This is a genomic window from Treponema pallidum subsp. pallidum str. Nichols, assembly GCF_000410535.2.
Taxonomy (GTDB): Bacteria; Spirochaetota; Spirochaetia; order Treponematales; family Treponemataceae; genus Treponema; species Treponema pallidum.
In genome coordinates, this window is sequence record NC_021490.2 from 385,295 (window position 1) to 410,990 (window position 25,696).

Annotated in this window: 21 protein-coding genes, 1 tRNA gene and 1 pseudogene; 16 read left to right on the plus strand and 7 right to left on the minus strand. The window is 54.6% G+C overall.

Translation table 11 applies throughout. The annotated features are described in order from the left end of the window. Positions 1–447: 447 nt before the first annotated feature. The 7 genes from TPANIC_RS01770 (at position 448) to bamD (ending at position 10,185) form a co-directional block, all read left to right on the plus strand. Positions 448–2,880: a chemotaxis protein CheA gene (locus tag TPANIC_RS01770; RefSeq protein WP_014505476.1), complete on the plus strand. Its 2,433-nt coding sequence runs from the start codon at positions 448–450 to the stop codon at positions 2,878–2,880. Next, a complete protein-coding gene (locus TPANIC_RS01775) occupies positions 2,874–4,241 on the plus strand; it encodes a CheR family methyltransferase (RefSeq protein ID WP_010881812.1) in 1,368 nt (455 codons plus the stop codon). Before TPANIC_RS01770 ends, TPANIC_RS01775 begins: the two co-directional genes overlap by 7 nt. 21 nt (positions 4,242–4,262) lie before the next feature. Beyond that, complete coding sequence (locus TPANIC_RS01780) at positions 4,263–4,727, plus strand: chemotaxis protein CheX (RefSeq protein ID WP_010881813.1); 465 nt, start codon at positions 4,263–4,265, stop codon at positions 4,725–4,727. 12 nt (positions 4,728–4,739) lie between these two features. Then, the gene (locus tag TPANIC_RS01785; protein WP_010881814.1) at positions 4,740–5,174 is read left to right on the plus strand and encodes a response regulator; all 435 of its coding nucleotides are present in this window, start codon (positions 4,740–4,742) and stop codon (positions 5,172–5,174) included. A 303-nt stretch (positions 5,175–5,477) separates the two neighbouring features. Continuing rightward, the gene (locus TPANIC_RS01795) at positions 5,478–8,303 is read left to right on the plus strand and encodes a chromosome segregation SMC family protein (RefSeq protein ID WP_010881815.1); all 2,826 of its coding nucleotides are present in this window, start codon (positions 5,478–5,480) and stop codon (positions 8,301–8,303) included. Further along, complete coding sequence (locus tag TPANIC_RS01800) at positions 8,303–8,638, plus strand: hypothetical protein (RefSeq protein ID WP_010881816.1); 336 nt, start codon at positions 8,303–8,305, stop codon at positions 8,636–8,638. Before TPANIC_RS01795 ends, TPANIC_RS01800 begins: the two co-directional genes overlap by 1 nt. Further along, positions 8,635–10,185 (plus strand): outer membrane protein assembly factor BamD, encoded by a 1,551-nt coding sequence (bamD, locus tag TPANIC_RS01805; RefSeq protein WP_010881817.1) that lies wholly within the window; start codon positions 8,635–8,637, stop codon positions 10,183–10,185. Before TPANIC_RS01800 ends, bamD begins: the two co-directional genes overlap by 4 nt. A 67-nt stretch (positions 10,186–10,252) precedes the next feature. Here bamD and TPANIC_RS01810 read toward each other — a convergent pair whose 3' ends face one another. Further along, on the minus strand, positions 10,253–10,669 hold the full coding sequence (locus tag TPANIC_RS01810; RefSeq protein WP_010881818.1) for a hypothetical protein: 417 nt from the start codon (positions 10,667–10,669) through the stop codon (positions 10,253–10,255). On the opposite strand from TPANIC_RS01810, the gene ispE reads away from it, so the two are divergent. The 5 genes from ispE to TPANIC_RS01835 all read left to right on the plus strand — a co-directional run bounded on the left by ispE (position 10,643) and on the right by TPANIC_RS01835 (position 16,034). Beyond that, positions 10,643–11,518: a 4-(cytidine 5'-diphospho)-2-C-methyl-D-erythritol kinase gene (gene ispE / locus TPANIC_RS01815; protein ID WP_014342793.1), complete on the plus strand. Its 876-nt coding sequence runs from the start codon at positions 10,643–10,645 to the stop codon at positions 11,516–11,518. The two genes, TPANIC_RS01810 and ispE, sit on opposite strands and share 27 nt — an antisense overlap. An 8-nt stretch (positions 11,519–11,526) precedes the next feature. Further along, positions 11,527–11,599: transfer RNA gene (locus tag TPANIC_RS01820), tRNA-Gln, on the plus strand. Between the two features lie 40 nt (positions 11,600–11,639). After that, entirely contained in the window at positions 11,640–12,230 is a 591-nt protein-coding gene (locus TPANIC_RS01825) for a 50S ribosomal protein L25/general stress protein Ctc (RefSeq protein WP_010881820.1), read from the plus strand. Between the two features lie 59 nt (positions 12,231–12,289). Further along, on the plus strand, positions 12,290–13,723 hold the full coding sequence (gene tilS / locus TPANIC_RS01830) for a tRNA lysidine(34) synthetase TilS (protein ID WP_010881821.1): 1,434 nt from the start codon (positions 12,290–12,292) through the stop codon (positions 13,721–13,723). Further along, complete coding sequence (locus TPANIC_RS01835) at positions 13,659–16,034, plus strand: tetratricopeptide repeat protein (RefSeq protein ID WP_010881822.1); 2,376 nt, start codon at positions 13,659–13,661, stop codon at positions 16,032–16,034. The genes tilS and TPANIC_RS01835 overlap by 65 nt, the downstream gene beginning before the upstream one ends. Here the strand turns inward: TPANIC_RS01835 and TPANIC_RS05670 are convergent. After that, positions 15,930–16,220 (minus strand): hypothetical protein, encoded by a 291-nt coding sequence (locus TPANIC_RS05670; RefSeq protein ID WP_353418050.1) that lies wholly within the window; start codon positions 16,218–16,220, stop codon positions 15,930–15,932. The two genes, TPANIC_RS01835 and TPANIC_RS05670, sit on opposite strands and share 105 nt — an antisense overlap. Here TPANIC_RS05670 and TPANIC_RS05585 point away from each other — a divergent pair. Then, positions 16,192–16,401: a hypothetical protein gene (locus TPANIC_RS05585; RefSeq protein WP_010881823.1), complete on the plus strand. Its 210-nt coding sequence runs from the start codon at positions 16,192–16,194 to the stop codon at positions 16,399–16,401. The genes TPANIC_RS05670 and TPANIC_RS05585 overlap by 29 nt on opposite strands. Here TPANIC_RS05585 and TPANIC_RS05280 read toward each other — a convergent pair. Both TPANIC_RS05280 and TPANIC_RS01845 read right to left on the minus strand, forming a co-directional pair. Then, positions 16,359–16,684: pseudogene (locus TPANIC_RS05280) on the minus strand (PAS domain-containing protein). The gene TPANIC_RS05585 and the pseudogene TPANIC_RS05280 sit on opposite strands and share 43 nt — an antisense overlap. Before the next feature lie 32 nt (positions 16,685–16,716). Then, positions 16,717–17,613, minus strand: coding sequence for a hypothetical protein (locus tag TPANIC_RS01845; protein WP_235214094.1), 897 nt, complete (start codon positions 17,611–17,613; stop codon positions 16,717–16,719). Between the two features lie 102 nt (positions 17,614–17,715). Here TPANIC_RS01845 and TPANIC_RS01850 point away from each other — a divergent pair, with 102 nt between their 5' ends. Further along, on the plus strand, positions 17,716–18,195 hold the full coding sequence (locus tag TPANIC_RS01850; protein WP_014505481.1) for a flagellar basal body-associated FliL family protein: 480 nt from the start codon (positions 17,716–17,718) through the stop codon (positions 18,193–18,195). Positions 18,196–18,269: 74 nt separating this feature from the next. Here the strand turns inward: TPANIC_RS01850 and secA are convergent, their stop codons facing one another. The 3 genes from secA to TPANIC_RS01865 form a co-directional block, all read right to left on the minus strand. After that, positions 18,270–21,020 carry a preprotein translocase subunit SecA gene (gene secA / locus TPANIC_RS01855; RefSeq protein WP_014342795.1) on the minus strand — a complete coding sequence of 917 codons (2,751 nt, stop codon included), beginning with the start codon at positions 21,018–21,020 and terminating at the stop codon, positions 18,270–18,272. 106 nt (positions 21,021–21,126) lie between these two features. Then, on the minus strand, positions 21,127–22,947 hold the full coding sequence (locus tag TPANIC_RS01860; protein WP_010881828.1) for a DNA repair helicase XPB: 1,821 nt from the start codon (positions 22,945–22,947) through the stop codon (positions 21,127–21,129). A gap of 139 nt (positions 22,948–23,086) precedes the next feature. Next, on the minus strand, positions 23,087–23,803 hold the full coding sequence (locus tag TPANIC_RS01865; RefSeq protein ID WP_010881829.1) for a YwaF family protein: 717 nt from the start codon (positions 23,801–23,803) through the stop codon (positions 23,087–23,089). Between the two features lie 232 nt (positions 23,804–24,035). On the opposite strand from TPANIC_RS01865, the gene mraZ reads away from it, so the two are divergent. Together mraZ and rsmH are read left to right on the plus strand one after the other, a co-directional pair. Next, a complete protein-coding gene (mraZ, locus tag TPANIC_RS01870) occupies positions 24,036–24,485 on the plus strand; it encodes a division/cell wall cluster transcriptional repressor MraZ (protein WP_010881831.1) in 450 nt (149 codons plus the stop codon). Then, on the plus strand, positions 24,482–25,621 hold the full coding sequence (rsmH, locus tag TPANIC_RS01875; protein WP_010881832.1) for a 16S rRNA (cytosine(1402)-N(4))-methyltransferase RsmH: 1,140 nt from the start codon (positions 24,482–24,484) through the stop codon (positions 25,619–25,621). Before mraZ ends, rsmH begins: the two co-directional genes overlap by 4 nt. The last annotated feature ends 75 nt before the right edge of the window (positions 25,622–25,696 follow it).

Sequence of the window (25,696 nt, forward strand, 5' to 3'; positions counted from 1 at the left end):
CGGCCCTGAGAGAGAAGCCGCAGGCTCCCATGCTGGAGTAGGTCGCCGCGGACCAGAGAACGACGGGGGCTATCCACATCGTGCTGTCGTCTCTGAAGGTGCGCACGTCCCGAACGGTCAAGAGCACCGCGCCGAGGAAGAGGCTGGCGTGTCCGCCAATCGATACCCAAGACGACCGCGCGTGGGTAGAAAGCTGCGAGAGGGTCTGGTTTTGATAAAAGTGGATCCAAACGTAGACCCCCACCGCTCGGTAGAGGAGTAGGACCAGTCCCGCGGCATACAAGGAGTAACCACCGAGGGCGAGAAACCGACCTGACAAACGTACCTGCGCGCGGGCCATGGCGGAGTCTATTCTCGGCTGATGGAAGTGTCAAGGGATGCAGCGGGTGGCGGGGTCTTTTGGACGTTGCCTTGACCAAAGGCTGAGAATGCGGGAAGATTGTGCCCATGAGCGATTACCTCGACGCGGGCAACGAAGAGTTGCTGAAGGATTTTTTCAGCGAGGCGGAGCAACAGGTTGAGCAGCTCGAAAGCAATATACTCGTCATTGAGCAGGATCCCACCAATCGGGACGCTGTAGACGAGATTTTCCGTGCGGCGCACACCCTTAAGGGGGGTGCTGCGACTGTTGAGATGCACGAGTTGTCCGGCTTCACGCATGCGGTGGAGGATCTGCTGGATGGGATTCGCTCAGAGAAGGTAACTGTTGACGGGGCGGTTGTGGACTTGCTCCTGACGTCGTTGGATGTAATTAAGGCGATGCTCGAGTCCCGTGCGGGCGGTGGTCCCTACGCGGAGGATGTCTCGGATCTCGTTGCGCGTCTGCGCTCGTATCTGCCTGCGTCTGGGACTGTGCCGGGGGCGGCGCGTGGATTGTCGGTGTCTTCGCCAAATGCAGCCGAAGCTGCAAAGGGGACCGCGGTAGGTGAAGATGGGACGGAAGCCCCTCAGGTAGGGCGAGTGCCGCCGCTGTCTCTTCTTTCTGAATACGATCGGTTGGAATTGCGCGAGATCGTTCCGCCTGAGCACTCTGTCTACGCGCTTACGGTGCGTTTTGATGAGAGTAATCTGATGAACACGGTCGGCGGTATCCAGGTGTTTACAGCGTTGAAGTCCTGCGCAAGCGTGCTCAAGACGGTTCCTGATTTCGACGCACTGTATCAGGACATGTTCCATGAGTATGTTGTGTACTTCGTTTCCACTGTGCAGGATTCAGTATGTGTGTCGCAGGTTGCTTCGATTCCGGACGTTACGCTTTCGGTGAGTGTAGCGGAAGTTGCGCTTGCAGATCTGTGTACTCCCCTCTCTGAACATGGGGAGCTGGGTGTTTGCGCAGACGCGGGGACAGGTGGTGTGTCCGAAGGGAGCGGCGCTGCCGTGCGCAGCGGAGGGGAACGCGTTCCTAACTCCCTGCCGAAACAGGTTGCCGGGTGCGCGGTGCCTTCTGCAAAGGACTCATCAAAGGCTACCTCAAGCGGCTACGGCTCGGGGTCCGTGTTGCGCGTAGATGCGAAACGCATCGATTATCTTCTGAATTTGGTAAGTGAGACGGTGATTATCAAGGCCTCGCTCAATCAGAGTGCGCTTGAATTTGGGGAGGTGTACACCCTATTCCAAAACGCTAATGGCGCGTACAAGGAGCGTTTGCGTAAGTTTTTTGATAGGGTTCCCGCTTACTTAGAAAAGGTAAAGAACGGTCAGGACGCAGATGCGGTGCGCAAGGGGATGATAGCAGAGGCTGTCGGTGTCTTTGACATTTTTTCTTCGTTTGAGAATGGACTGAAACAGTCCGTCACTAAGTTTCGGTCTTCTGCTCAGAATTTGGGGCGTATTTCTGGTGAGCTTCAAGAAGGTGTGATGAAAATCCGCATGGTGCCTATTAGCCAGATTTTCAGTCGTTATCCGCGTGTGGTGCGCGATCTCTCGCGGGACTTGCGTAAAGAGGTGCGGTTGGTCATTGAAGGAGAGGAGACGGAGCTTGATAAGTCTGTGGTTGAAGATTTGCTCGATCCCATTATGCACTGCGTGCGTAATTCTCTCGACCACGGCATAGAAGCGCCTGAAGTTCGCGCGCGCTCTGGAAAACCGGCGCAAGGTACGCTTCTCCTGCGCGCAAGCAACGAAGGAAATATGATCGTTATTGAGGTTGCCGATGACGGGCGTGGCATCGACGTGGAGGCAGTGAAGACGAAAGCAGTTGAGCGAGGTGTGTTGCACCCAGGCAAGAACCTCACTGAGGTTGAGGCGTTCCAACTTATTTTTGCTCCCGGTTTTTCAACCTCTCGGTCGGTTTCTAATGTTTCTGGTCGGGGTGTGGGGCTTGATGTGGTGAAGACTCACATTGAGAGGCTCAATGGCACTGTCTCCGTCTTTTCGGAAGTGCAGAAGGGAACGCGCTTTGTCATAAAGCTGCCGCTTACACTGGCAATTATTCAGGGGCTCTTGATACGGGTGGGGCAGGAGGTGTACTCGATACCGATAGCTTCGGTCATCGAAAGCCATCGTATCAAGAGTGAAGAGATTAACCGGATTGATAACTACGAGGTGTTCAATGTGCGGAACGAGGTCATTAGCTTGCTGCGTCTCGATAGGCTGTTCGGTATCAGCTGCGATGATGAGGTGACCGGTCAGTATCACTATGTGGTTATAGTTGGTGCGGCAGAGAAAAAGGTGGGGCTCATGGTGGATGCGCTGATTGGTGAGGAGGACGTAGTCATCAAGCCACTGCGGGATCAATTCACTAGTTCCCCTGGTATTGCAGGGGCATCTATCCTGGGTGACGGTTCGGTGTCGTTGATTATCGATGTGGGGCAGCTGCTTGAGCTTGGGTTGAAGCGGGAAATATTGGCGCGTGAGCGTCGAGAAGCCACGGTGTGGTAGGCGATCTGGGGCACGGATTGGGGACTATGATAGAGCATATGGAAGCAGAGATCGGCATTCGGGAAAGTTTCGACGGGGGCGTACGTGAGCCGCTTGCGGTCATAGACTTCAAGATGGTTACCTTTTCCCTCGCGGGGAAGGACTACGCGGTAGATATCATGCAGGTGAAGGAAATTGCAAAGGCTGGGAGCTTTACCTATGTGCCCAATACGTCTCCGTTTGTTCTGGGGGTGTATAACTTACGGGGGGATATTATTCCCATAATTGATTTAAGGAGATTTTTTAATATTCCCGCTCCGCGCAAGTCCCGGCAGGCGATCGAGAATATGGTGATCGTCACAGTGGAAGATCAGACATTCGGGGTTGTAGTAGATGGCATCGATAAGGTAATTGGGGTGTCAAAAACAACTATTCAGCCGCCACACCCTATCTTTGGGGACATCAACATAAAGTATATCCGGGGGGTGGTTGAGGAGGCGGGAAAGCTGTACATCCTACTTGATGTGCACCGGATTTTTTCCTTCCGTCTTGGGGAGGAGGAACGGACGGCAGTTGTCGATCGTGGTGTTGTGCCGTCTCCTTCACCTCCTGCCGTATCTGTGCCGCCGGGGGATGAAGAAAATTTAAATGTTGGTTTCATTAGCGATACGTTGGCCGCGTTTGGCCGTTTCTTTACCAGTGCAGTGAATGAGGGTTGGTTGCGCAGCCGGTATCTTGTGTGGCGTGACGTGCGCTCTGGAGCTGAGGTACAGCTTCAGCATGAGGAGGATGTCGCCGAGTTCTTGAGTACATTTCCTTCCCCGGACACAGGTGTGTTTTGGTCGGGGGAGTATGCGGCGAGTGTGGGATCTGTTCTTTCTCGGATGCAGGTGGGAAAGGTGGTGACGGTGTGGAATATCGGTTGCGGTGCGGGTCACGAAAGTTACAGTCTTGCGGTGCTTCTCAGAAAAACCTTCCCCGACGCGGTGGTTCGGGTGCACGCAAGCGATTCGGATCTCTTCTCCATTTCCAATGCTCCCATGCTCACTGTTCCTGAGCATGTGATCGGTGATTGGTATAAGCCCTATGTGGTGAAGGGGGTGAGTGGTTCATACACCTTCTCCCAGGAAATTAAGGAGATGGTCCTGTTTGAGTACCACGATTGTACGCATCCGAGTGCGCTTCCAGACGTCGATCTTATCGTGGCGCGGGACGTACTGTCATCTCTTGCGGTTCCAGTGCAGCACACCCTGTTGAAGGAGTTTTCTGAGAAGTTGAAGGCAACAGGAGTTGTTCTGCTCGGTCAGAACGAGGTGATGCCTAAGGATACAGGATGGTTGCGGCAGATTGAAGGCACCGTTGCGGTGTTCAGCAAGGAATAATTAGCGCATGAGGAGTGGTGTATGCGTGTAGAGTATATCAACCCGTTCAGTGAGGCGGCGTACGTGGTTCTGTCTGAGGTTTTAGCAGGGGAAACCAAGCGGGGGGACTTGTATTTGAAGTCTACGTGCATGCCGGTGATGGGTGTTGCGGCTATCGTTGGCCTTGCAGGGGATGTAGAGGGGCGTGTGGTATTTGACATGACGCTCGATACGGCGCTGAAGATTGCCTCTTCGATGAACGAGGAGAAGTTAGCGGCGTTTGATGAGCTTGCGCGTGCGACGATCACCGAGCTCGCCAATCTGATCACCGCAAAGGCGGTTACTACGTTGCACGAGCTCGGATTTAAGTTCGATCTTACCCCTCCGGCGCTGTTTACTGGGGACAACATGGAAATATCTAGTAGTGATATTGAAGCGCTTATCGTGCCCATGGAGACGCCTCAGGGTAAGGTGGAAATTAATGTTGCCATCCGCGACAAAGTATAAGAGGGAGGAAGTATGATTTCCAAGCAGGATTTTCCCACGATCAACGATCGGGTTCCCGCAGGACAAAAACCGAATGGGGCGCCCTATCGTGTGTTGGTGGTGGACGACTCCATGTTCGTTTCAAAGCAGATTGGTCAAATCTTGACAAGTGAAGGCTACGAGGTTGCAGATACTGCGGTGGACGGCGTTGATGGGGTTGAAAAGTATAAGGCGATGAGTCCGGGCGTTGATTTGGTGACGATGGATATCACGATGCCCAAGATGGACGGGATTACTGCGCTTGAGAAGATTCTTGAGTTTGATAAGAATGCAAAGGTAGTTATCATTTCGGCGTTGGGGAAAGAGGAATTGGTGAAGAAGGCACTGTTACTGGGCGCGAAGAACTATATTGTCAAGCCGCTCGATAGGAAAAAGGTGTTGGAGCGAATTGCAAGCGTACTAAAGTGAGGGCGGATGTGTCCTGCGGGCTGTCTCGTACGGTTTGCCCGCTTGCGTGTGTGGATGGTTTCTTGAGGTTTTTGCCTTCGCGCGCGGAGTGCCCGTCTCTCTGCGTGCGTGTTTTCTGTGTGTGTGCCGCAAGAGGAGAAGTGGTGTCTCCCTCAGCCCTTTGCTCGGGGCCCTGTGGTGCCTTTCCTGCGGTGTAGTTTCTATACTCCTTCGTAGTTCCTAGTTGGTTTGGTTGGAAAGGGTTCGGTTCGATTTTGAAGAGGTGCACACGTTGTATTGTGCGCATGAAAGAGGGAGCGGTGTGTGCTCTTCCTGAAAACGCTTGAGGTATTTGGCTTTAAGTCGTTTGCAGATCGCGTTCGCGTTGAGTTTGCAGATGGCGTCACTGCGCTGTTGGGCCCAAACGGCTGTGGCAAAAGCAATGTCGTTGACGCCATAAAGTGGGTCCTCGGAGAGCAGTCCTCTAGGGCCTTGCGTGCCGACAGAATGGAAGACGTTATATTCAACGGGACCGAGTCGCGTCGTTCGTTGAACGTTGCAGAAGCCTCTCTTACCGTTTGCGATGAAGCTGGTATCCTTTCGCTCGATGTGCCAGAGATTTTAATTAAACGCAGACTCTATCGTTCCGGGGAAAGTGAGTACTTTCTTAACGGGAATGCCGTCCGTCTAAAGGAGATCCGCGAGCTCTTTTGGGATACGGGAATAGGGAAGGTTGCGTACTCCGTTATGGAGCAGGGGAAAATAGACCAGATTCTCTCAAATAAACCGGAGGAACGTCGCTACCTTTTTGAAGAAGCAGCAGGGGTGACGCGCTTTAAAGTTCGTGGCGCGGAAGCAGCACGGAAATTGGAGAAAACGGCGGAGAATTTGCGTCATCTTGAGGTTATTCTGCAAGAAGTAGAGAAGAGCTACGAGAGTTCAAAGCTCCAAGCTGCCCAGACGCAACGTTACCGCATGCTCAAAGAGGAGATTTTTGCGCGAGATCGCGATCTTGGTCTGTTGCGTCTGCGTGGGTTTTTAGAAAACCAAGCCCGAGCGGATGGAGCACTCCAGCGCAATCGCGCGCGGCGCGACGCGTTGCAAACACAGGTGGAGGAAGCACAGCAGACGCTTTCTGCTCGCATAGGCGAGATCAATGATATGGAAAAGCGCGTTGACGCGCTCCAAAAGGAAATCTATGGCCTTGCAATTGAACAGAAAGCGAAGCAAAACGAGGCATCGCTACATCGTAAGCATCTTTCTGAACTGAAAGAGTCGATTGGTCAGATAGAAATGCGCAAGATTGGTGTAGAAAGTCGCGTGCAGAATTTGGAAGAAGAAGTAGCAGAGCAAGACGCACACGTGTATCAGTTAGGCAGTGCTCTATCCTCTGTTGAAGAGCATATTGAATCGTTTGCGCGGAGCTTGCACGTTGCAAGTGAGCACGTCTCAGAGAATGATCAAACGCTTCGCGACATACAGGGACAGATGCAAGAGATAAGTGCCGCGTGTGTTGAACTTGAAGCGTCCCTACGTGACGTGGCAGAAGATATTGCCGCAGAGCTTGACACGCGCCTGAGTGCAGCCGGGTACTCTGCGCGCAATCGGGCAGAGGCTGAGCGTACGTTGGTAGCGGGGGTACAGCGCCTGCGAACCTTCGTGGAGGGGAGAGCACGTATTGTTTCAGACTTTCTGGTGGTAGATACCCACACTGAAGGGGAGCTGTGCCGGATGCTGACTACAGTTGTGGACGCGTTCAATGAGGCGGTAAAGATAGTGCACTGCGTTGAGTCAGACATAGCAGAATATGCGCGTGTTTCTGCCCGGTTTATCGATGAGTTTGTTGCTCCTCAGGGGATTATGACCAAGAAACGTGAATTTGAGCGACAGCTTGAACAGCACCGTGCACAGCTTGAGCGGCATGCTGCGCGTCAGCGCACACTGCAGGAAGAGAACAAGCTCCTTGTTGGGAAGATAGAAGCCTGTCGCAAAACGCTTGAATCCCTGCGTGTGGATCAGGCGCGTCTGCGTGCTGAAGCTGAGGCAGGACAAAAACAGGCTGCAGGAACCAGAGGGGAGGTGGCACGTCAGCGCGCAGTGATTAAAGAGCTCGAAGGGGAGTTGTTTACCGAGGGGGAGCGGGTGGCGGCGCTCGAAGAGCGCTTACTAGAGGTTGAAGGGGAAATAGGACAGCTAGAACAGCGCGGTGTTTTGCTCACCAAAAGTCTTGAGAACTGCGAAGGAGAGATCCGTGTGCGGAATGCCGCAGTAACATCTGAAGAACATGCGCTCCAGGAAGCGCGCGTGGAACTTGCACAGGTGGGGCGGCAGCTTGAGCAGGCACATCGGGAGTTGATGCAGTGCGAAACTGAGATTCGCAATTTACGTGAACATTTTCGAGAACAGCACACCCGCGATCTGAGTGAGTTTGAGGATTTAATACCGGGGATTGAAAAAACGGCAAGTGATCTGCGCCAAGAGCGTGGGGAGCTTCAGGCTCGAGTGAAGGAAATCGGGGCGGTGAACTTTATGGCGGTGGAGGAGTTTCAGGAGGTAAAGGAGCGCTACGAGTTTCTCGTTGCGCAGGTTGCGGACCTTGAAAAGGCGCGCGCAGATCTGCAGCGGGTAACCGATAAAATTAAGGCTGAATCTGCAGAACTTTTCTTGGCAACATACCGACGGATTCGTAAGAATTTTCACGAGGTATTCCGTCGTCTGTTTGGGGGAGGTCGCGCAGAGATACGTCTTTCAGATCCTGCAGCGGTGCTCTCGTGTGGAATTGAAATCCTCGCGCAGCCACCGGGGAAGAAGCTCGAGCATATTGGCCTCCTTTCTGGTGGAGAAAAGGCAATGACTGCAGTAGCGTTGCTCTTTGCAACGTATATGGTGAAGCCTGCGCCGTTTTGTCTTTTGGATGAAATCGACGCAGCGTTGGATGAGCATAATGTAGCTCGTTTTGTTGGGATGCTTGATGAGTTTTCTGACGTCAGTCAATATATCGTAATCACGCACAATCGGCGGACGGTTTTGGGTGCACGCACCATGCTTGGGGTAACAATGGAAGAGCCGGGGGTATCGAAAGTGGTTTCGATTGCACTTGAATCTGCTTCTGAGCGACCGGCTAACGGCGAGGCAGGAGGAGCCATTTGATGCGTCTGCGTGGGGTGGCAGGTGCCCTGTTGGGTGCGGTAGTGCTTGTGGCGTTGGGGCTGATGGGCGTCTGGTGGGTGTTCTATCCAAAAAAAGGGGACCGTGGGGCGGCTGTGGCTCGCGAGCCAGTGTTGTTGCACATAGATCCTGCACAGATGGAGGCAGCTGATGAACCGTTGACGCTTCCCCCTATCGAGCGTTCCCGTGAGCGGATGTCGGCGTGGAGTGAGCAGGAGTGCCTCCGACAGCTTGAGTATCCGACGGAAAAGGCGGTGCAGGCATTAGAGCACGCAAACGAGAAACGTATACAGCAGATGCTAGAGGCAGTACCGTGAGTGTGTGGGTGGCGCTCGCCTTGCTGGGAATGTGTGTTTCGTGTACGCACGTGCCTCCGCCTCGTGCCCTCATCGTTTCAAAGGAGCCGCCTCCAGCGTTGGATTCTGCGCCGCGCCCTGCGATTCCAGAAGCAGTTCCTCTTCCGTCCCCTGTGGAGGAAGAAATCGCCGGTCGCCTCCCTCCTGCACCTGCCGCTGCACCTGAGCGCGTTCCTGAGTCCTCACAGGAGCGGGAACAGAAACCTGAGTCTTCGAAGCCTCAGGTGGTAGAGCCGGTGTCGCTTGCCTCTCCGGTGAAGCCTCGCGAGGCTGGGAGTGTACCTGATGTTCTTCCAGTACCTGAAGTGTCGTCGCCGCACGTTGCGCCGCCGGCACCCCCTGCGCCGACAGCTCCCCGGCCGCATCGTCCCTCCCCTCCGCCTGTATCGCCTTCTGCATCCAAACCAAAGCAGCGCGCTGTACCTCCTTCTCCGCCCCCTGCATCAGAGCCTCCTCGTGAGGCGGAGGTGCAGGCTGAGCCTGAGCCGGCAGAGGATTCTCCACGCGCGATGGTGCCTGAAGAACCGCCTGAGGATGAGGTGCCGCGCGTTTCGCGCGCGGTACAGCTTGCAGTGGGGCAAAAACTTGAGGTTTTGTATCCGGGCGAAGGTTGGGTGTACGTGGGCGAGCATACTGCGCAGCCTGGTTTGCGCTATCACCAGCGCAAGTTGGAGGAGTCGCATTCGCTTTTTACCTTTAGTGCTGAGCGAGAGGGTGATTTTGTCTTAGCGTTCTCCTATTTTGATGTGTTTCGGGGTGATTTTGTCTCCGACGCACTTGCGGTCAAGGTGGTACCGAAGCGGGAAGGGCTCGCGCGTGTGGTGCGTGCGCCTGAGTACCGGCGTACGGTGTCGTCTCCTCCTGATACTGTCGTTTCTGAGTTATCTCCTGCGGGAACGGGTACCGAGCGCAGAGCAGAAGAGAGTGGAACTTCTGGTTCTCAGCGCGCCGCTGCCCATACTGGAGCGCCTGTCCGGCAGGATCAGACGGATACTGCTGTTGCAGAGAAAGCTCAGCACGGTACGCCCCGTCCTGATGAAAAAAAAGATCGGGAACCCACCGTAGGAGGACGTGACCCTGTGCCGTCGGATGCAGTAGCACAGGGTGTGTCGGAGCGGTACTCTCCGCGGAAGATTTCACCAGCGTCTCAACCTTCTGCTCCCTCAGCTGCGCCTATTGAGGCGCATGTCCCGGCATCTGCTCACAAAGAGGGTCAAGAAAAACGCGATCACCTAGCAGAAGCGCGCCAGTTTTGTGCACAGGGAAACGCGCGAGATGCCCTCGCTTCGCTCGGCGATTTCTTTGCGCAGTTCCCTTCTCACGAACGAATGGACGAAGCGTGGTTCCTGCGTGGACAAGCCTATGAGATCAACGGCGCACAGAGAAACGTACGCCTCGCGCTCGAAGCATACAAGACAATACTGGAACGCTTCCCCCACAGCCCATACTGGAAAAAGGCAGACGAACGCGCACGCTTTATCAAAAACTTTTTTATTAAGATTTCTTAGCAGTCTCGCATCACAGGCAACAGGAATGCGATCATGTCGCCTCGACAACCACACCCGCGCGTGCGTCCTATTCGTCAAAGTCTAGGTCATTGTCCTCATCTTCATATTCAAAATCGTCGTCTTCAAAGTCATCGTCATCGTCAAAGCCATCCTCGTCTTCAAAATCATCGAAATCCCCGTCCTGGAAGTCGCTGTCTTCAAAGTCGTCCTCGTAGTCGTCCGAGCCTTGGACGTGTGGAACGCAGGAATACAGGGCGCGTGCGAGTAACTTGTTTCTCTCGTTCATATGGCTGACCTCTGCTTGTGGTATGGTGAAAGCTAGGGGTGGATCGTAGAGGGGAGCGCACACGCTGTCAACTGTGCCTAATAGGCACAGGTATTTTTTCTCTTGTGTTTTGGGTGCAGGTAGAGAGAAGGGGGAATTGACACGCTGTGTCCGCTTGTCATAGAATGGCGGGTGCAGTCGCTGAGTTTGCGCGCTCACGCAAAGGTGAACATGCATCTGTGGGTTGGTGCACGTCGGGCCGATGGTCTTCACTCGATTGAGAGTGTAATGCAGCGCATTACGCTTGCGGATTCTTTGTCTCTTTCGCGCCTGGATATCCCTGGCCGGTGTGAGGTGTGTTCGCCTTATATGGCTCTGCCTCGAGAAAACACGCTGACCCGTGCGTATGCGCGGTTTTGTCAGGTAACTGGCGTTCACGATGGTGTGCGCGTGCGCGTAGTGAAGCGTATCCCTGCAGGGTCTGGACTTGGTGGGGGGTCTGCTGATGCTGCCGCGCTTTTGTGTGGCCTTGATACGTTGTTTGGGACGACCCTTTCTGCTCGGGTTCTACGAGAAGTGGCGTATAGTGTCGGCAGTGATGTCCCTTTTTTCCTGGCTTCCCAGGCTGCGTGCGTGCTAGGTGGTGGTGAGCAGCTCGTTCCCCTTGTTCCAAAGACTGGCTATCTGGGGCTTTTGGTCTGGCCGGGATTGCACAGCGGTTCTGCACAGGCCTATGAGGATTTGGACAGGTTGCGTGCGTGCGGCGTACATGCTGCCGACGGCGAGCAGTACTCTCTGCGTGGGGCTACCGCGCTTTCTGCGCACTATGCACAGGATTGTGCGCGGTGGCGGTTTTTTAATAGCTTAGATGCCCCTGTACAGCGTCGGTACCCTGTAGTCGCCCTTGCGCGTTGGGATCTGGCCCGTGCGGGTGCGTGCTTTACAGCGATGAGTGGAAGCGGGAGCGCGGTTTTTGGTCTGTATCGGGATGAGGAGGAGCTTCGGCGCGCGCATAAGCTGCTTGCAAAGCGGTGGTGTTGGTGTGTGCGTGTCCGGTTATGTGGGTAGGATATCTTTGGGACGTCGGCAAGTGGTAAGCCAACGGTTTTTGGTACCGTCATTCCGTAGGTTCGAATCCTACCGTCCCAGTTTGCGGCGTGTTCGCTTTCTGTGCATGGAGGATTGGATTGTGGATGAAAGGCGTTTGAAGGGGAAAAGGCGCGTCCAGTTGGGGAAGTATGCCGCTGTGCGTGGCAGAAAGGAAGGGCGTTTGCCTGCGGTTATGTATGACCATCGGGGCGTGTCCGTTCCCCTTGAACTTGCGCAGCAAGACTTCGATAGATTGTTTCGTGCCTTAACCAGGAGTACTGTTCTGTCTTTGGAACTGGATGGTGGCGAGGTCTTTTGCGTTTTTGTTAAGGACTATCAGCATAACATGGTCAGTGACCGTGTGGAGCATGTGGATTTCTACGCAGTTGAAGAGAGTGTTCCGTTGCGAATGCGAATCCGGCTGCAGTTGTGTGGTTCTCCTGAAGGAGTGCGCTATGGGGCTCGCTTGGAAAAGGGGCTCTCATATATCGAGGTAGAGTCTTTGCCGCGCAACTTGCCCGACCGTGTTGTGCTTGATATCAGTGGGCTCGGGGCCGGCGACGTGCGCCGTGTGCGTGATGTTCCTCTGCCCGCGTCGGTGGTGGTTCTCAGCGATCCTGATGCGGTGATTGTGGCACTCAGTTCTTCTGCTTCCGAAGCGGGTTCACCCGCTGGCGCGAGGACCGGCTAGATGGTGCGCGGTGTAACGCGCGCGGTGCGGCACACTGTGCAGCGTGCCCGTCTTTATAGGTGAGTGAGTCTAGGCAGAAGCTTCACCCGCTGCTCGTCCACGTGGCGCGTAGCTTTGGGCATTTCCTTGTGCCGAGAAAGCCTTCTTGCTTGCTCGTGGCGGTTTCAGGAGGTGCCGATTCGCTTGCGCTTCTTTATGCGGCGCACGAGCTCGCTCCTGACTTTGGGGTGTGTGCGTGCGCGGTCACGGTTGATCACAGTCTGCGCGCTCAGGAAGGTGCGCTCGATGCGCGTTTTGTGCGTGCGCTGTGTGCTCGTTTTTCTCCTCCCCTTCCGTGTTTCGTGCAGCAGATTTCTGCCGGTGCGGTGCACGCGTGTGCTAAAATTCGTGGCCGCGGTGTGCAGGACGCGGCGCGTGCACTGCGCTATAAGGTCTTTGACCACGTGGCTGCTCGCTGCGGAGCACAGGTGGTTCTAACCGCGCACACCCGTGATGATCAGTACGAAACACTGCTCATGCGCTTATTCCAGGGAGCGGCCGCGTCCGCGTTGCAAGGTATACGAGCTGCGCGTGGACGGTACGTGCGTCCGCTGCTAAAGGTGAGCCGCACGTGTGTTGAAGATTTCTTGCAGACGCGTGGTGTGCGTTGGCGCGAAGACGCATCAAATACGTGCAGGAAATATGTGCGTAACCGTATCCGTCATGAACTTATCCCTGCACTTGATGCAGTGCTTGCAGGGTGGCGCTCTGGCTTAGACAAAACGTTTGCGGGGATTAGTGCAGAACACAGCTTTTGTGTTGCTGCCTTGACGCGGTGGCGTGAAGGTTGTTCGCATGCGTGGGAACCAGTACCACGTGCGTTGGGCACGCGTCTGCGGATGCCTCGGTCGGACTTTCTCGCCGCTGAATTTATATTGCGCTTCTTTCTTTTGCAGGAGGCTTGCGTTCGTTTGGGAGTTTCGCACCGGGTGCCACGCGGGGCGCTTGAACGGTGTGCGCGTTTTGATGGTGTGCGTCGGATACACGTTTCAGGGCTGCAGTTAGAGCGTGCCGGTGCATATGTGCTTTTTTCCTGCATACATGCGTCGGACACAGCACGTGAGACAAAGAAACAGGATGCAGGATCACCTCCTTCCTCTGAAAAGCAAGGAGTGAGTGCAATCTACGTGGCGCGTCCTGGTGCCTACCCCTGTGCGTGCGGAACGCTTCTTGTGGAAGTACGTCCTGCCGGCGTGTTTGTCTGTTGCGCACAGGACCACGTGGGTGTAGGTCCGTTTTCTTTTCCCTTTTATATCAGAACCCATCGCACGGGAGACACCATCTCCATCCGCGGTGGTCATAAGGGGATCCGAAAGATGTTCTCAGAGTGGCACGTACCTTTATCGGACCGCACGGTGTTACCGATGATAGAGCAGGATGGTGTGTTGCGTGCGCTCTATGGCGCAGCACTTGGTTACCAAAATCGTTACGCGGAGAGGACTCCTCATGAGTAAGGGAATGTGCCCACGTATGGGAAGACTCTGTGCAGTGAGTATCTTTTGTGCATTTTCTGGCATCCAAGATGCCTCGTGCGTGTCTGAACCTGCACCTCCACAGGATTTAGAACGTAATCATCCAGGTGTTGCGGCTCGGTATCTGCAGGAAGGGCGATGGCAGGAAGCTTTGTCCCAGGCAGAGCAGGGAGTCGCTTCTGCTCCGCAAATAGCAGACTTTTTATTTATTGCTGCACGGGCTTCTTACGCGCTGCAGCAGCCGCGCGCACGTGCGTTACAGTGGATGGCCCGTGCCGTGGCAAAGGATATGCAATGGTGTGTGTACGATATAGAAGAGGTGCGGCTTTTTTATGCTCGTCTGTGTGTGGATACGTTGCAGCACGCCCGTGCACTGGAACTTCTTGCAACGGCTGAGCAGGTGTCTGCAGATGCAGATTGGTTGCGTGCCCGGGCACGTTACGGGCTCGGACAAGTTGAGCACGCGCAGGAGCTGATCGAAAAAGCGTTGGAACGTTGGGCGCTTGACGCGCGCTTTGCAAAGTTGTTTTTTGCGCAAGAGCGTTCACGACGTCCCTCGTCGCGGTCAAAAAAGATAGCAGATTCCATCCTGTCACGTCTTTCTGTATGGCAGGAGCAGGACCCATCGCTGCTTGTAGAGGCGGCTCTATTTGAACCTCGAACGAACATGGCATTTCGATATCTGCAAACGTATTTTACCTTGCGTCCGTTAGATGCTCCTGGAGAGAGTTCTGCTCAATCCTCATATGAGCAAAGCACGCGCGCAGGGGATTCTGCTCCTGAGCAGGAGCTGTACGCGCGTGCCCAGTCAATTGTGTTGGGATTGCAGTATGGAGTGCTGGATGAACAACGCGCGATGGAGATGTTCTGTACGCTGAATTCCCCTCTGGCAGTTCCTGCGGTTGACCCGACCGATGATGTTTCAAGCTTCGGTGTGCATGCGTCGTCTGTGTCTTCATCCACTCCCTTGCAGCGCGTGGTGGTTTTGTATGCGGATCTGCTGCATGAGTTCAGTCGTTTGCTTGCAAGTCGGCCGATTCGCGCACGTTTTGCGCGGTTTCTTGCGGAGTTCGAAGGTGTGTTGTATACCGATGAAAATCGGGACGGCATTGTTTCTGCGCGTGTGTTTTTTAAAGCAGGAAGGCCGAGCCGGGCACAGTTCGATACAAACCAGGATGGCATCCTCGAGTATGAAGTCTATGCGAATGACGGTGCGCCAACGTGCGTGCACACGATGCACAGTACGCAAAAGACGGAATTGTCGCGCGCTTCTGTGTTCCCCATACCCCAGAATATTGCCGCGCACGACCATGAGCGTGCTGCTGAGCGCTGGATTGCCCCGCGCGTGTCGCTTCCTGCAGATAATGGGGTGGAGGGAGAAACTCAGGCGCGTGTTCCTTTGACGCAGCAAGGCTACAGAGTGTGTTACGATCGCTACCCTGAAGTACACCAGGTGGGGTGGGAGGATAAAACGTACGTATTGCGTCCTCGTGCACTTCGGTGGCAGCCGGTACGCATGCAGTCCTTAGATCTTGCGCGAGATTTAGAAGGTGTGCGGTCGCACGATTTTTTCACAATGGTATTGACAAATGAGCCGCTCCCTACTGAGCAGCAGATCACAGTTTCTTCCCTTTATTACGAAAAGCCTGATTCCCTGTTTGAGCGTGCCCGCGTAAGGACGTACCTTGATGAAGGGCTGCCTTTATTTTCTGAAACTCATGTTGGATCGCGTTTTCGTGCGCGTACGCACTATGTGGATGGACGCGCAACGCGACGGGATAGCGATCGGGATGATGATGGATTTTTTGAAACGCGGGAATACTACAATGCTCAAGGGGCGGTACGTGCGTTGTCAGTTGACGTGCACAAGGATCGAAGTTTTGCCTATCAAGAAGAGTATGGAGCGAAGGGACAGAAGGTGCAAAAATGGTATGGCCGTGGACGTGTGACGATTTCGCACACAGAACTACCTACCGGTCATGCGCGTACTGAGTGGTTGCACCCGGTGACAGGTAGGCACGTGACAGTAGATTTTGTGCAGGGGGTGCCTAAAAGGCTGCTAGTGGATGGGGAGGTGCACGCGCTTACCAAAGACCCGCGTAACGCTGCGTTATATTGGGTGCGGCGGATCCCGCGGAACGGGGACGAAGTGGGACAAAGAATAGTTGAATCTTTCCGCGCGGCGACCTCACCGGTGGTGTCCGAGTATTTCAGGACGGGTGGGAGCGTGGTGCGAGCGGTCCGCTCCGGAGGAGTTGTCTTCGCCGAGGAGCTTGAACCAGGGAAGGAGTAGGGCCCGGCGATCCCTCTGCTGGGGACTCAGTCCGGTGCGATCACGATTTGCCAGTTTCGATATAACTGTAGGGGTGTACTTTGAAATGCCGAAGTAGTGGGAGACCCTGTCTTCCGCGCGTGTAATGAGAAACGCCCCTATCTGGCTGAGAAAGTGGATGGCATCCGTTTTTTCCTTTTTACTCATGAGCGCTGCAGGTTTTCCTACTCTTTCTACAGACTCTTCTATCAGGTCGTCGAGGAACGCACTGACGCTCTTAAGGTGGATATGCGAGGCGGTCTCCGCAGCAGTGCCGGTGAGCCGGCCAAGCGCAAACTGCGTAACCTACAAAGCAGTAATATCAAAGTTTATCGCTAGAATCGCCTGAGCCGTGCTATGTTCGTCACGAATATACAACATGCTCGACTTAAGGGAGCGGCAGTTCTCCGTGCGAATGAGGTAGTTGAGCCGCCCTTGCCTGTTTCTATTCCGTAATTCTTGAAGAGCGACAGGCGGGGTCTGTCTCCAACCCTGCTACTGGTAACGCGTCCATTTGTGATAAAATCAACCGCGCAGTTTTTACCATCGCTACTGACGCCGTACACAGCCACCTCACAGTCATGCCCGAAATGAGACGCGATCCCCTGAGCAACTTGCTGCAGGATTTGCACTGTCTATCCCTTTTTTACTGCATCGACCTCGTTCATATGCCTCTCTCGGTAAGTAGTTTCTTTATGGTTTGCTTGATCTGTGCAACCCGCGCAGCATGCGGATGGGCTGCAACAGCTTTTCGCAAGCACGCGACTACGTCCTCTGTAGATACCTTTTCTGAAAGAGCATAGGTGTATGCGGTCAGGTACCACGCTTCCTGTTTTTGAGATGCACTCAGAAACGGTGACTGCGCTAAATCCTTGTAAGCATTCCCCGCTGCTACAAGGTTTTCTTGCTTGATAAATTTCTCTGCGCGCCGCCGTGCCAGGTGAAACATGTAATCCCCGTGGAGACCTGAGACATTTTCGTGATCAGCCTGGAGTGCTTCTTTTCGGAGGGCGTCGTACCGCGCAGAGCGTGGGTAACGCACCGTCTTAAGAAATGCATCGATGGCAATTGCTTTTTCAGCAGCTTCGGTCTGAGCGATACGGTCACGCGCCGCCAGCACTTTTTTTCTCGAAGCGTCCGCAGACCGTATTAGCGCCCACAGCTCCTGCTCGCTCGACAGCGTCGAATGTATGCGCTGCGCAAAGTAAGCGTCCCCTTGTGCGCTTTGGAGAACAAGGAACGGAAGGCCATCAACCTCATACTCCGAAAACAACAAGCGATTACGTTCGCGCGCCTCAGGGGAAAGGGTGTATGCGCTGTGAGGAGCCTCGACGCGAAGAAAGCGATACGATTTGGAAAGACGCGCAACCAATTCAGGGGTAAAGATGGTGACAGATGCACCCGTCTCGTTGTAAGAGACAAATAGCATCAGCGCCTCTCTCGTCTCTGTCTGAGAAACCTCCAGAACCGAGAGCGGGTCTGTGACCGCATCACTCTGACCCGTGGCACAACCGGACAGCGCAGCCGCTGCGCAAACGGAAAGCAACAGACTTGTCTTCACGAAAGAACACCCATGCCCGCCCCCAGTGTACGAGGGTACAAGGGTGCTGTCAAGCAAGTCTTTATCGCTGTGCAGTGAGTGTTGTGCGTGCTACAATGCCCCATGACTGAGGAGACTGCACAACGTGTTATCCGTGCATTGAGAACTGTCGCAGCGCTCATCGTCTGTGTGTTACTTCTCGGCACCTGCGGGGCGTTCCGTGTGAGGACACACAGTGCTCCAAGGGAAACGCAGACTAGGCGTACAACCCGGGGGATTGCCCAGCGGGAATCTGCCCATGCAGTCTATGCAGAACTTGGACGCTTGCGCGCGCTGAGTGCGGATAAGCAGCCTGTGAGTGTCATCATTACCCCACTTTTGCAATATCCTGCCGCAGATCACGCCCTGTATGAGGAGCTCGTTCAGAAAAAAGAACAACTGAGACGTGCGTCTCTTGCGTGGTGTGCACAGCACACCGCGCAAGAATTGCATATGCTTGGCCCCGAGCAGCTAAAAATTGCCTTGCGCGATGCGCTCAACACACAGCTGAGTCTCGGGAGAGTTACCCATGTCTTTCTTGAAGAATTTATCATTCTGTTCTGAGCGGCGGTCTTTACCTGGAACAGGATAGACATCTGGATGGTCCTGCCCATCAAGCAAAATAATGAGATTGCTCTTCAGCGGCCACAACAGTGTTTGTACTTTTTGCCACTTCCACAGGGGCAGGGGGTGTTGCGCCCCACTTTTGCGCCGGCTTGAATCGGGAGAGCAGATAGCGATCCGTGCCCTCTGCCAGGCTGCCCCAGTGCTTGAAATTCGTGTGCCGCCTGTGCAACGTGTGGTGGCCTCGGGACGCGCTGCTCTTCCATGTGAACCGTTACGCGCACAACCTGCGAGGCGATCGAAAGGCGAATGTCGTCTAACATGGTGTAAAATAGGTCGAACCCTTCAAGCTTGTATTCGGTAAGCGGGTTCTTTTGCCCATATGAACGCAAGTACACCGATTCCCGGAGGGATTCAAGAAGTTCCAAATGGTCCAGCCATTTTTTATCGATCGCCTGCACATACTGGTAGCGGATGAACGTATCCATGTTCTGCGCCCCTGCAAGCAGATACTTTGATTCAATATTCTTTTTTAAATGCGCCAGGATTTCTTGCTTCAGCGTTCCAAGACGCGTTTCGTTCCAGCCAGATGCGTCCTCACCTCCCAGTGCGTAATCGAACAGGGTGCTCAGGTTTTGTTGAAACGCCCCGAGGGAAAGCCGCCCACGCCGCTTCAATTCTTGCCGAAGTGCGGTTATTTCTCGGTTAAGATACTCCTCGATTGTGGTATACACGCGCTCTACCACATGCTCGTCTATCAAAATTTGTGCTCGCTGCGCGTATATGAAGGAGCGCTGTTCGTTGAGCACATCATCGTATTCAAGCAAGTGCTTACGGACATCAAAGTTGCGTGCTTCGACCTTCGTCTGCGCGCGCTCAATACTCTTATTCAACCAGGAATGCGTGATAGGTTCTCCTGGTTCCATACCCACACGGCTCATAAAACGCTTCAGCCGCTCCCCCCCAAAAATGCGCATAAGATCATCATCCAGAGAGAGAAAAAATTTTGAGCGGCCTGGATCCCCTTGACGCCCCGAACGCCCCCGAAGTTGGTTATCAATGCGCCTGCTTTCATGCCGCTCTGTGCCAATGACGTACAAACCACCGAGCTGCTTAACCTCTTCGTAATCTGCGCGCCACCGTGTGTATTCCGCCTCATAGCACGCTTGCATATGTTCCTGCACAGTGACAGAGGAGGAACCGTGCTTCGATGCTATGGCAGTTGCGCTCTGTCGTGCACGAAATTCAGGATTACCCCCTAGCTTGATATCCGTGCCGCGTCCGGCCATGTTGGTTGCGATGGTCACCGAACCCTTCGCCCCCGCTTCGGCGATAATCAGTGCCTCGCGCGCGTGATTTTTAGCGTTGAGAACTTCGTGTTTTACACCGCGTGTTCTCAGCAGAGCAGAGAGTTTTTCGGACTTTTCTATAGAAATAGTGCCCACGAGTACCGGCTGTCCCCGTGTGTGTGCCTCCTTTATTTCATCACAAATGGCACTCCACTTTTCTTCTTCACTCAGGTATACCACGTCATGCTCATCCACCCGCGCTACGGGAAGATTCGTCGGCAAAACTACCACCTCAAGTTTATAAATTTTATTGAGCTCCAACGCCTCGGTATCCGCAGTTCCCGTCATTCCAGAAAGCTTTTTATACATTCTAAAAAAGTTCTGAAACGTGATAGTTGCCATAGTGCGATTACGTTGCGCAATGCGGATGTGTTCTTTTGCCTCAATTGCCTGATGTAATCCGTCAGAATACCGCCGACCTTCCAAGATGCGACCGGTAAACTCGTCTACGATCTGTACTTGTCCGTCTTTTACTACGTAATCAACGTCTGCGCGGTAAAGTAAGTGCGCACGGAGTGCCTGCGTAAAGTAGTGGATATACTTGAAGTTCTCTTCATCAAATAGACTCCCTTGGATAAGCCCAGCGTGCGTGAGCACATCCTGAATGTGCAGCATCCCCGGACCACTGAAGGAAACCTTGCGATTCTTTTCATCAACGATATAATCGCCGCGAACCTCCTCTCCGTCCACTTCGTTGGGGTAGTCACCTGTGGCAGGATTTCGCTCCACTTCCTGTAACTGCCCGACGAGTCTGTCAACCTCGGCGTAATGCTGGGTATCATTTTCTGCAGGCCCTGAGATAATAAGCGGTGTGCGCGCCTCGTCGATGAGAATGGAGTCAATCTCGTCAATAATGGCAAAGTAAAAATCACGCTGCGTTTTTTCTTCCGTTAAAAATTGCATGTTGTCGCGCAGATAATCAAAGCCCAGTTCATTGTTGGTACCGTAGGTAATATCGCACGCGTACGCACACCGCCGCTCCTGACTGCCCATGGAAGAGAGGATGACGCCGACGGAAACGCCTAAATAATCATATACTGGACGCATCCATCGCGCGTCGCGCTCAGCAAGATAGTCGTTGACCGTGACAATATGCACACCCCTCCCCGAAAGACTGTTCAGATACGCCGCTGCCACGCTCATGAGCGTTTTGCCTTCGCCCGTTTTCATTTCCACGATTTTGCCGTGGTGGAGGACGAGGGAACCGAGGATCTGCACGTCATAGGGACGCTCGCCTAAAACACGACGAGCTGCCTCGCGCGCAAGCGCAAATGCCTGAGGTAAAAAAGCGTCAAGCGCTTCTCCTGCAGCGGCACGCGCCTTAAACTCAGCTGTTTTTTGTTTGAACTCAGACTCCTGGAGAGGAAGTACCCAGGACTCCTGGGCGTTGACGGCATTCAAAAGAGGCAGGAGATTTTTCAGATCGCGCTCGTGCTGGGAGCCAAAGATGAGCCTGAGTGCAGTGCGTACGAGCATGGAGTACTGTAGCGGTCTTGAACCAAAAAAACAAGGGAGACCGCACGGTCACCCCCTCCTCCCCCCCCCCTCACACACACAGGGAGGACTCTGCACGGAGTATCCTTTATTCGTGTACTTCGCTTACGCGAAGGGTTTCGTACGTGTAACCCTGCTCTACCAAAAACCGCTGGCGACGCAGTGCACAGTCTTCTTCCACCGTTTGTTCTGTAACTAACGAGTAAAAATGGGCGTCGCATATCTTTGGCCGTAAGAGGCGTCCGAGGCGTTGCGCCTCCTCCTGACGGCTGCCAAATGTCCCGGAAACTTGAATTGCAACCGACGCGTCAGGAAGATCAAGCGCACAATTTGCCACCTTTGATACAACGAGCACCTGGAGCGTGCCCTCGCGAAAACGCTGATAGATGGCTTCACGCGCCGCATAAGTTTGTCTTCCGCTCACCAGTGGCACCTGCAGTACGTGTGCGAGATGTAATAACTGCTGCACGTATTGCCCAATAATCAGTGTAGGCGCACCTGCATGTGCGCGCAATAGACGCTGTACCACCGCTACTTTTGCTTCGTTCTCGCTGGCAAGGCGATGTCGCAGGCGCACAGGAGCTGTCATGTACTGGTACTGGAGTGACCGGTCCATCGTTACCCGAACTTCTACGCACCGCACCCGTGCGATCCAGCCGCGTGCTTCTAAATCCTTCCACGGCACGTCATACCGCTTCGGTCCTACGAGGCTGAACACATCCTGCGCACAGCCATCTTCTCGCACGAGCGTTGCAGTTAATCCCAAGCGTCGTACCACCTGAAGTTCTGCGGTGATACGGAAAAGCGGTGCAGGGAGCAAGTGCACCTCATCGTAAATAATCAAACCCCAACTGCGTTCCATAAAGAGACGGAAATGGGAAAAGGGAGCGTCTGCATGCGCACGCCAGGTGAGTATCTGGTAGGTTGCGATAGTCACTGGTCTGATTTCCTTGCATTCTCCTGAATAGATACCGATGGATGTCCCGTCCAGGTCGGTTTTTTCACACAATTCACGTTTCCATTGCTGTGCAGCTGCGCTATTAGGAGTCAGAATCAGGGTATCCGTTTGCAACAGACCCATAACGAGTAAACCGACAACCGTTTTTCCCGCGCCACACGGCAAAACTACCACACCAAATCCGCTCCCTTGTGTGCGATTCCCGACGAAGGCATCGGCTGCTTCCCACTGGTAGTCACGTGGCACAAACGAGGGTGTCCCTGGCGTGTGACAACACGGATACGCAGTAGAAGGAGGAGGACACGAAGCCGGAGAGATGCGTAAGCGCAAGGATAGGGGAGTTCCCTCGCGGAGAGGCACTTCATCATGCACCGGCCATCCGTGGCGCAAGAGTAATTGTTTAACGGTGCCTCGGTGGAGGCGTGGCAATAGAAAGTCGTAACTGCATCCAGTCTGTGCACCCTGCACCTGAGGTGTCGTATCCGGCTGGGCAATGCGCGCAGTGTCCGGTGTGGGCAGCGGACCGTCCTGCAGGCAAGCGGTTGTGGGGGAAAGGTGCGATGCAAGACTTTTTGAGGCGGCAATTTCTCTTGCGATGTGTGCGTCGCGTACCTGAAGGCGCAGTAGGGTGCTGTGCGTCGTATCCTCGCGAAGGCGAATTTTGCCATAGCGGCTCATGATATCCACTACCCAGTCGAGTACTGTTTGCGGGGGAGTGAAGCGTGAGAAACGCGTCAGTGTTTGTGCAATCATCTGGGGGCTGAATCCTGCGCTCGCGGCGTTCCACAGAGAAAGAGGAGTGAGTCGGTAGCTGTGTAGATGCTCTGGAGATTTTTCCAGTTCTGCAAAGGAAACGAGCGCCTTGCGTGCTGCTACCGCCTCAGGAGCGTGCACATCAAGTAAAATGGAGCGGTCTGCTTGGATGATAAGCGGTTTTGGTACAGAAGTCACAGCGCACCATTATACGTTCGCGTTGACCGCGGAGTAAGGCCGTGTGACGCAAGCGCGCTGCAACTCCACCACGATGTCCCAACGGGCACGCGTGCCCTCTGCCTTGGCAGAAGGGTCCGATGGAACGCACAGCGAGCAGCTAAATGACGAAGAGCTGGTTTCTTCCGTGTTGGCTTGGCCGGAAGGGTAGGTAGAGTACCAGCATTAACAGGCACAGTGCACTGACAAACAGCAGCTGATACACAAAAAAAGGACGGATTACCCGAAGGATCTCAAGCGGGTATTTGCTAATGAAAAGGTAATTGGCGCCGAGTCTCCGATTCCAAAAGAGTGCGTTTGCTGCAAGCAGAAGAAAGCCAAGCACTGCGCATTGCAGGCCACGCTTGCTAATGCGCTCGCGCAAGTGGAGCAGGCTGAACACGACCATCGCAGGCTCAAGGCAATGGGTGAGCATGAACAAGTACGCGTACAAGATGGTGTGCGCCCGAGTGAGATCCGGATAGAGTACCGCAACGAAAGAGCCAAAATGCCAAAAGTACAGCAGATTGAAAAAGATAGGTCGGCGGGTGATGAAATACAGCGACCCTGAAATGAGCGCTGCGGGGCACAGGTGAAAGGGAAGCTCGTTACGCCACGAACGCCCGTCTAAGAGCGTACCACACAGCATGAGGCCCAGACGCAAAAAAAGGATTGCAACCCCCGCGCGCGCTAGGTTCTTGTGCGCAAGCAGCCGCGGCAGCGCAAACGGAAGCAGCACGAACAAGGCACTGAGAAGAACGGCGACCGACGCAATTGCAAAGTGCAACGCACCAAACCGCACAAAAAGACCCGTATCCGCCAGCTCTGCACCCAGCATACGTCCACCCCCCCCCCCCGACGAGAAAAAGAACATTGTCACCCATACCGTTGCCGGTTGTCCAGTAAATTTTTGCGATAGGGTGGGGGCTGCGGGGAAAGAAGGAGCACAGTGTCAGGGAGGGGATGTATGTGAGCTGGTCCGGCACAGGTTGACAATGCAGGCGGATGTGCTAGAATCCGGGGGAGTTTGTGGGAGGATTTAGGAAAAATATAGGGGAAGGTAGGAAATCGTGGAGGATAACGCCTTTACTGGAGCGTACTCGTACAATCTCGATGAAAAGGGGCGTCTCATGCTTCCTGCGCGCTTGCGTGTTGCGCTGAGTGATACCCGCTTGGTGCTCACTTGCGCGATTGAGTCCTGCCTGTGGGTGTTTCCCCGTGCGCAGTGGGACCGCTTTTCTTCCCAGATTAGTGCGCGTGCTTCGCTGTTCCACGCGCCGTCTCGTGCAGTGCTGCGTCGCCTTATTGCTCCTGCCCAGGAGGTTGAGCTTGATCGCGCGTGGCGCCTCTTTATTCCCCCTTCCTTGCGCGAGTATGCCGCCTTGGAAAAGGATTGTCTTATTCTGGGGCTCAGCCACTGCCTTGAGATTTGGGACCGCGCGCGCTACCGCGCCTATCTTGCAGAAAGTGAGGCGGACTTCCGTGCAGGAACCGAAACACTGCAGGACCTTTGTCTGTGAGTCTTTCCGGGCATACGCACACAAAAGAGGAGGTGCAGGCTGAGGTGGAGGCAGGAGAGGTTCAGTGCCCAGCGCTTTGCCATCAGCCGGTACTCGTGCAGGAATGCCTGACGTTGTTGGAACCTGCAATTGTGGGTATCTCGCGAGGTGCAGACAGCACGAGAGATGGGGCGGGGGCGTTTTTTATTGACGGGACACTGGGGGATGGGGGACACACACAGGCGTTTTTGCACGCGTACCCTGCGCTCCGTGCGCTCGGTGTTGAAATAGATCCGTCAATGCTCGCACGGGCGCGAGCGCGCTTGACGCCGTTTGGCAAGCGGCTTCGCTATGTCCTGGGGTGGTCTGATGTCTTTTTTGCCTCCGCATATGCATCAGCTCCTGCCTCTCCTGCAACGGGAAGGACTGCAGCTGGCGCCGCAGGTGTGCCGGGTGCGTATCCGGCGCCGCAGGCAGTATTGTTAGACCTTGGTATTTCTTTTTTCCATTACAGGGGGGCGATGCGGGGCTTTTCCTTCGCAGAAGAACATATGTTGGACATGCGCCTGGATCCTCAAGCCTCCCAGACCGCTGCAGACCTCCTGAATCGGCTGCCGCAGGCACGTTTGGCACAATTGTTTTTTGAAGGGGGAGAGGAACGTTACGCGCGTCGGATTGCGCAGGCGGTGTGCGCGCAGCGTCGGCAGGCGCCCTTTTGCTCTGCGCGCGCATTTGCAGAAGTCGTTGCGCGCGTGGTGCCGCCGATGCGGACGGCGCGGTTTGGGAAGCGGCGCGGTGTTCTTGGGGTTTTGCCGAAGCTCCATCCGGCAACCAAGGCGTTTCAAGCATTGCGCATTGCGGTGAACAGGGAGCTTGAGCGTTTGCCACGCCTTCTTACGGCAGCGTTTACGGCGCTTGCGCCTGGGGGTCGACTTGCGGTTATTAGTTTTCACTCGCGTGAGGATAGGATTGTTAAGGTACATTTTCGGCACTGGGCGAAACGCTGCAGCTGTCCGGCTCGTGTGCCGATATGCAGCTGCGGCGGTGTGGCGCGTGCATCGCTGATTACCAAGAAGCCGCTTGTACCTTCGTGTGTGGAGCGTGCTGCGAATGCCGCTTCGCGGAGTGCTACGTTACGCGTCATTGAGAAACGGTAGGAGACTGGGCTGATGCGTGAGAAAGGGGCGATGAGAGAAAAGCAGCGAAGGGGAATACCTCGCCGGCAAAGAGGG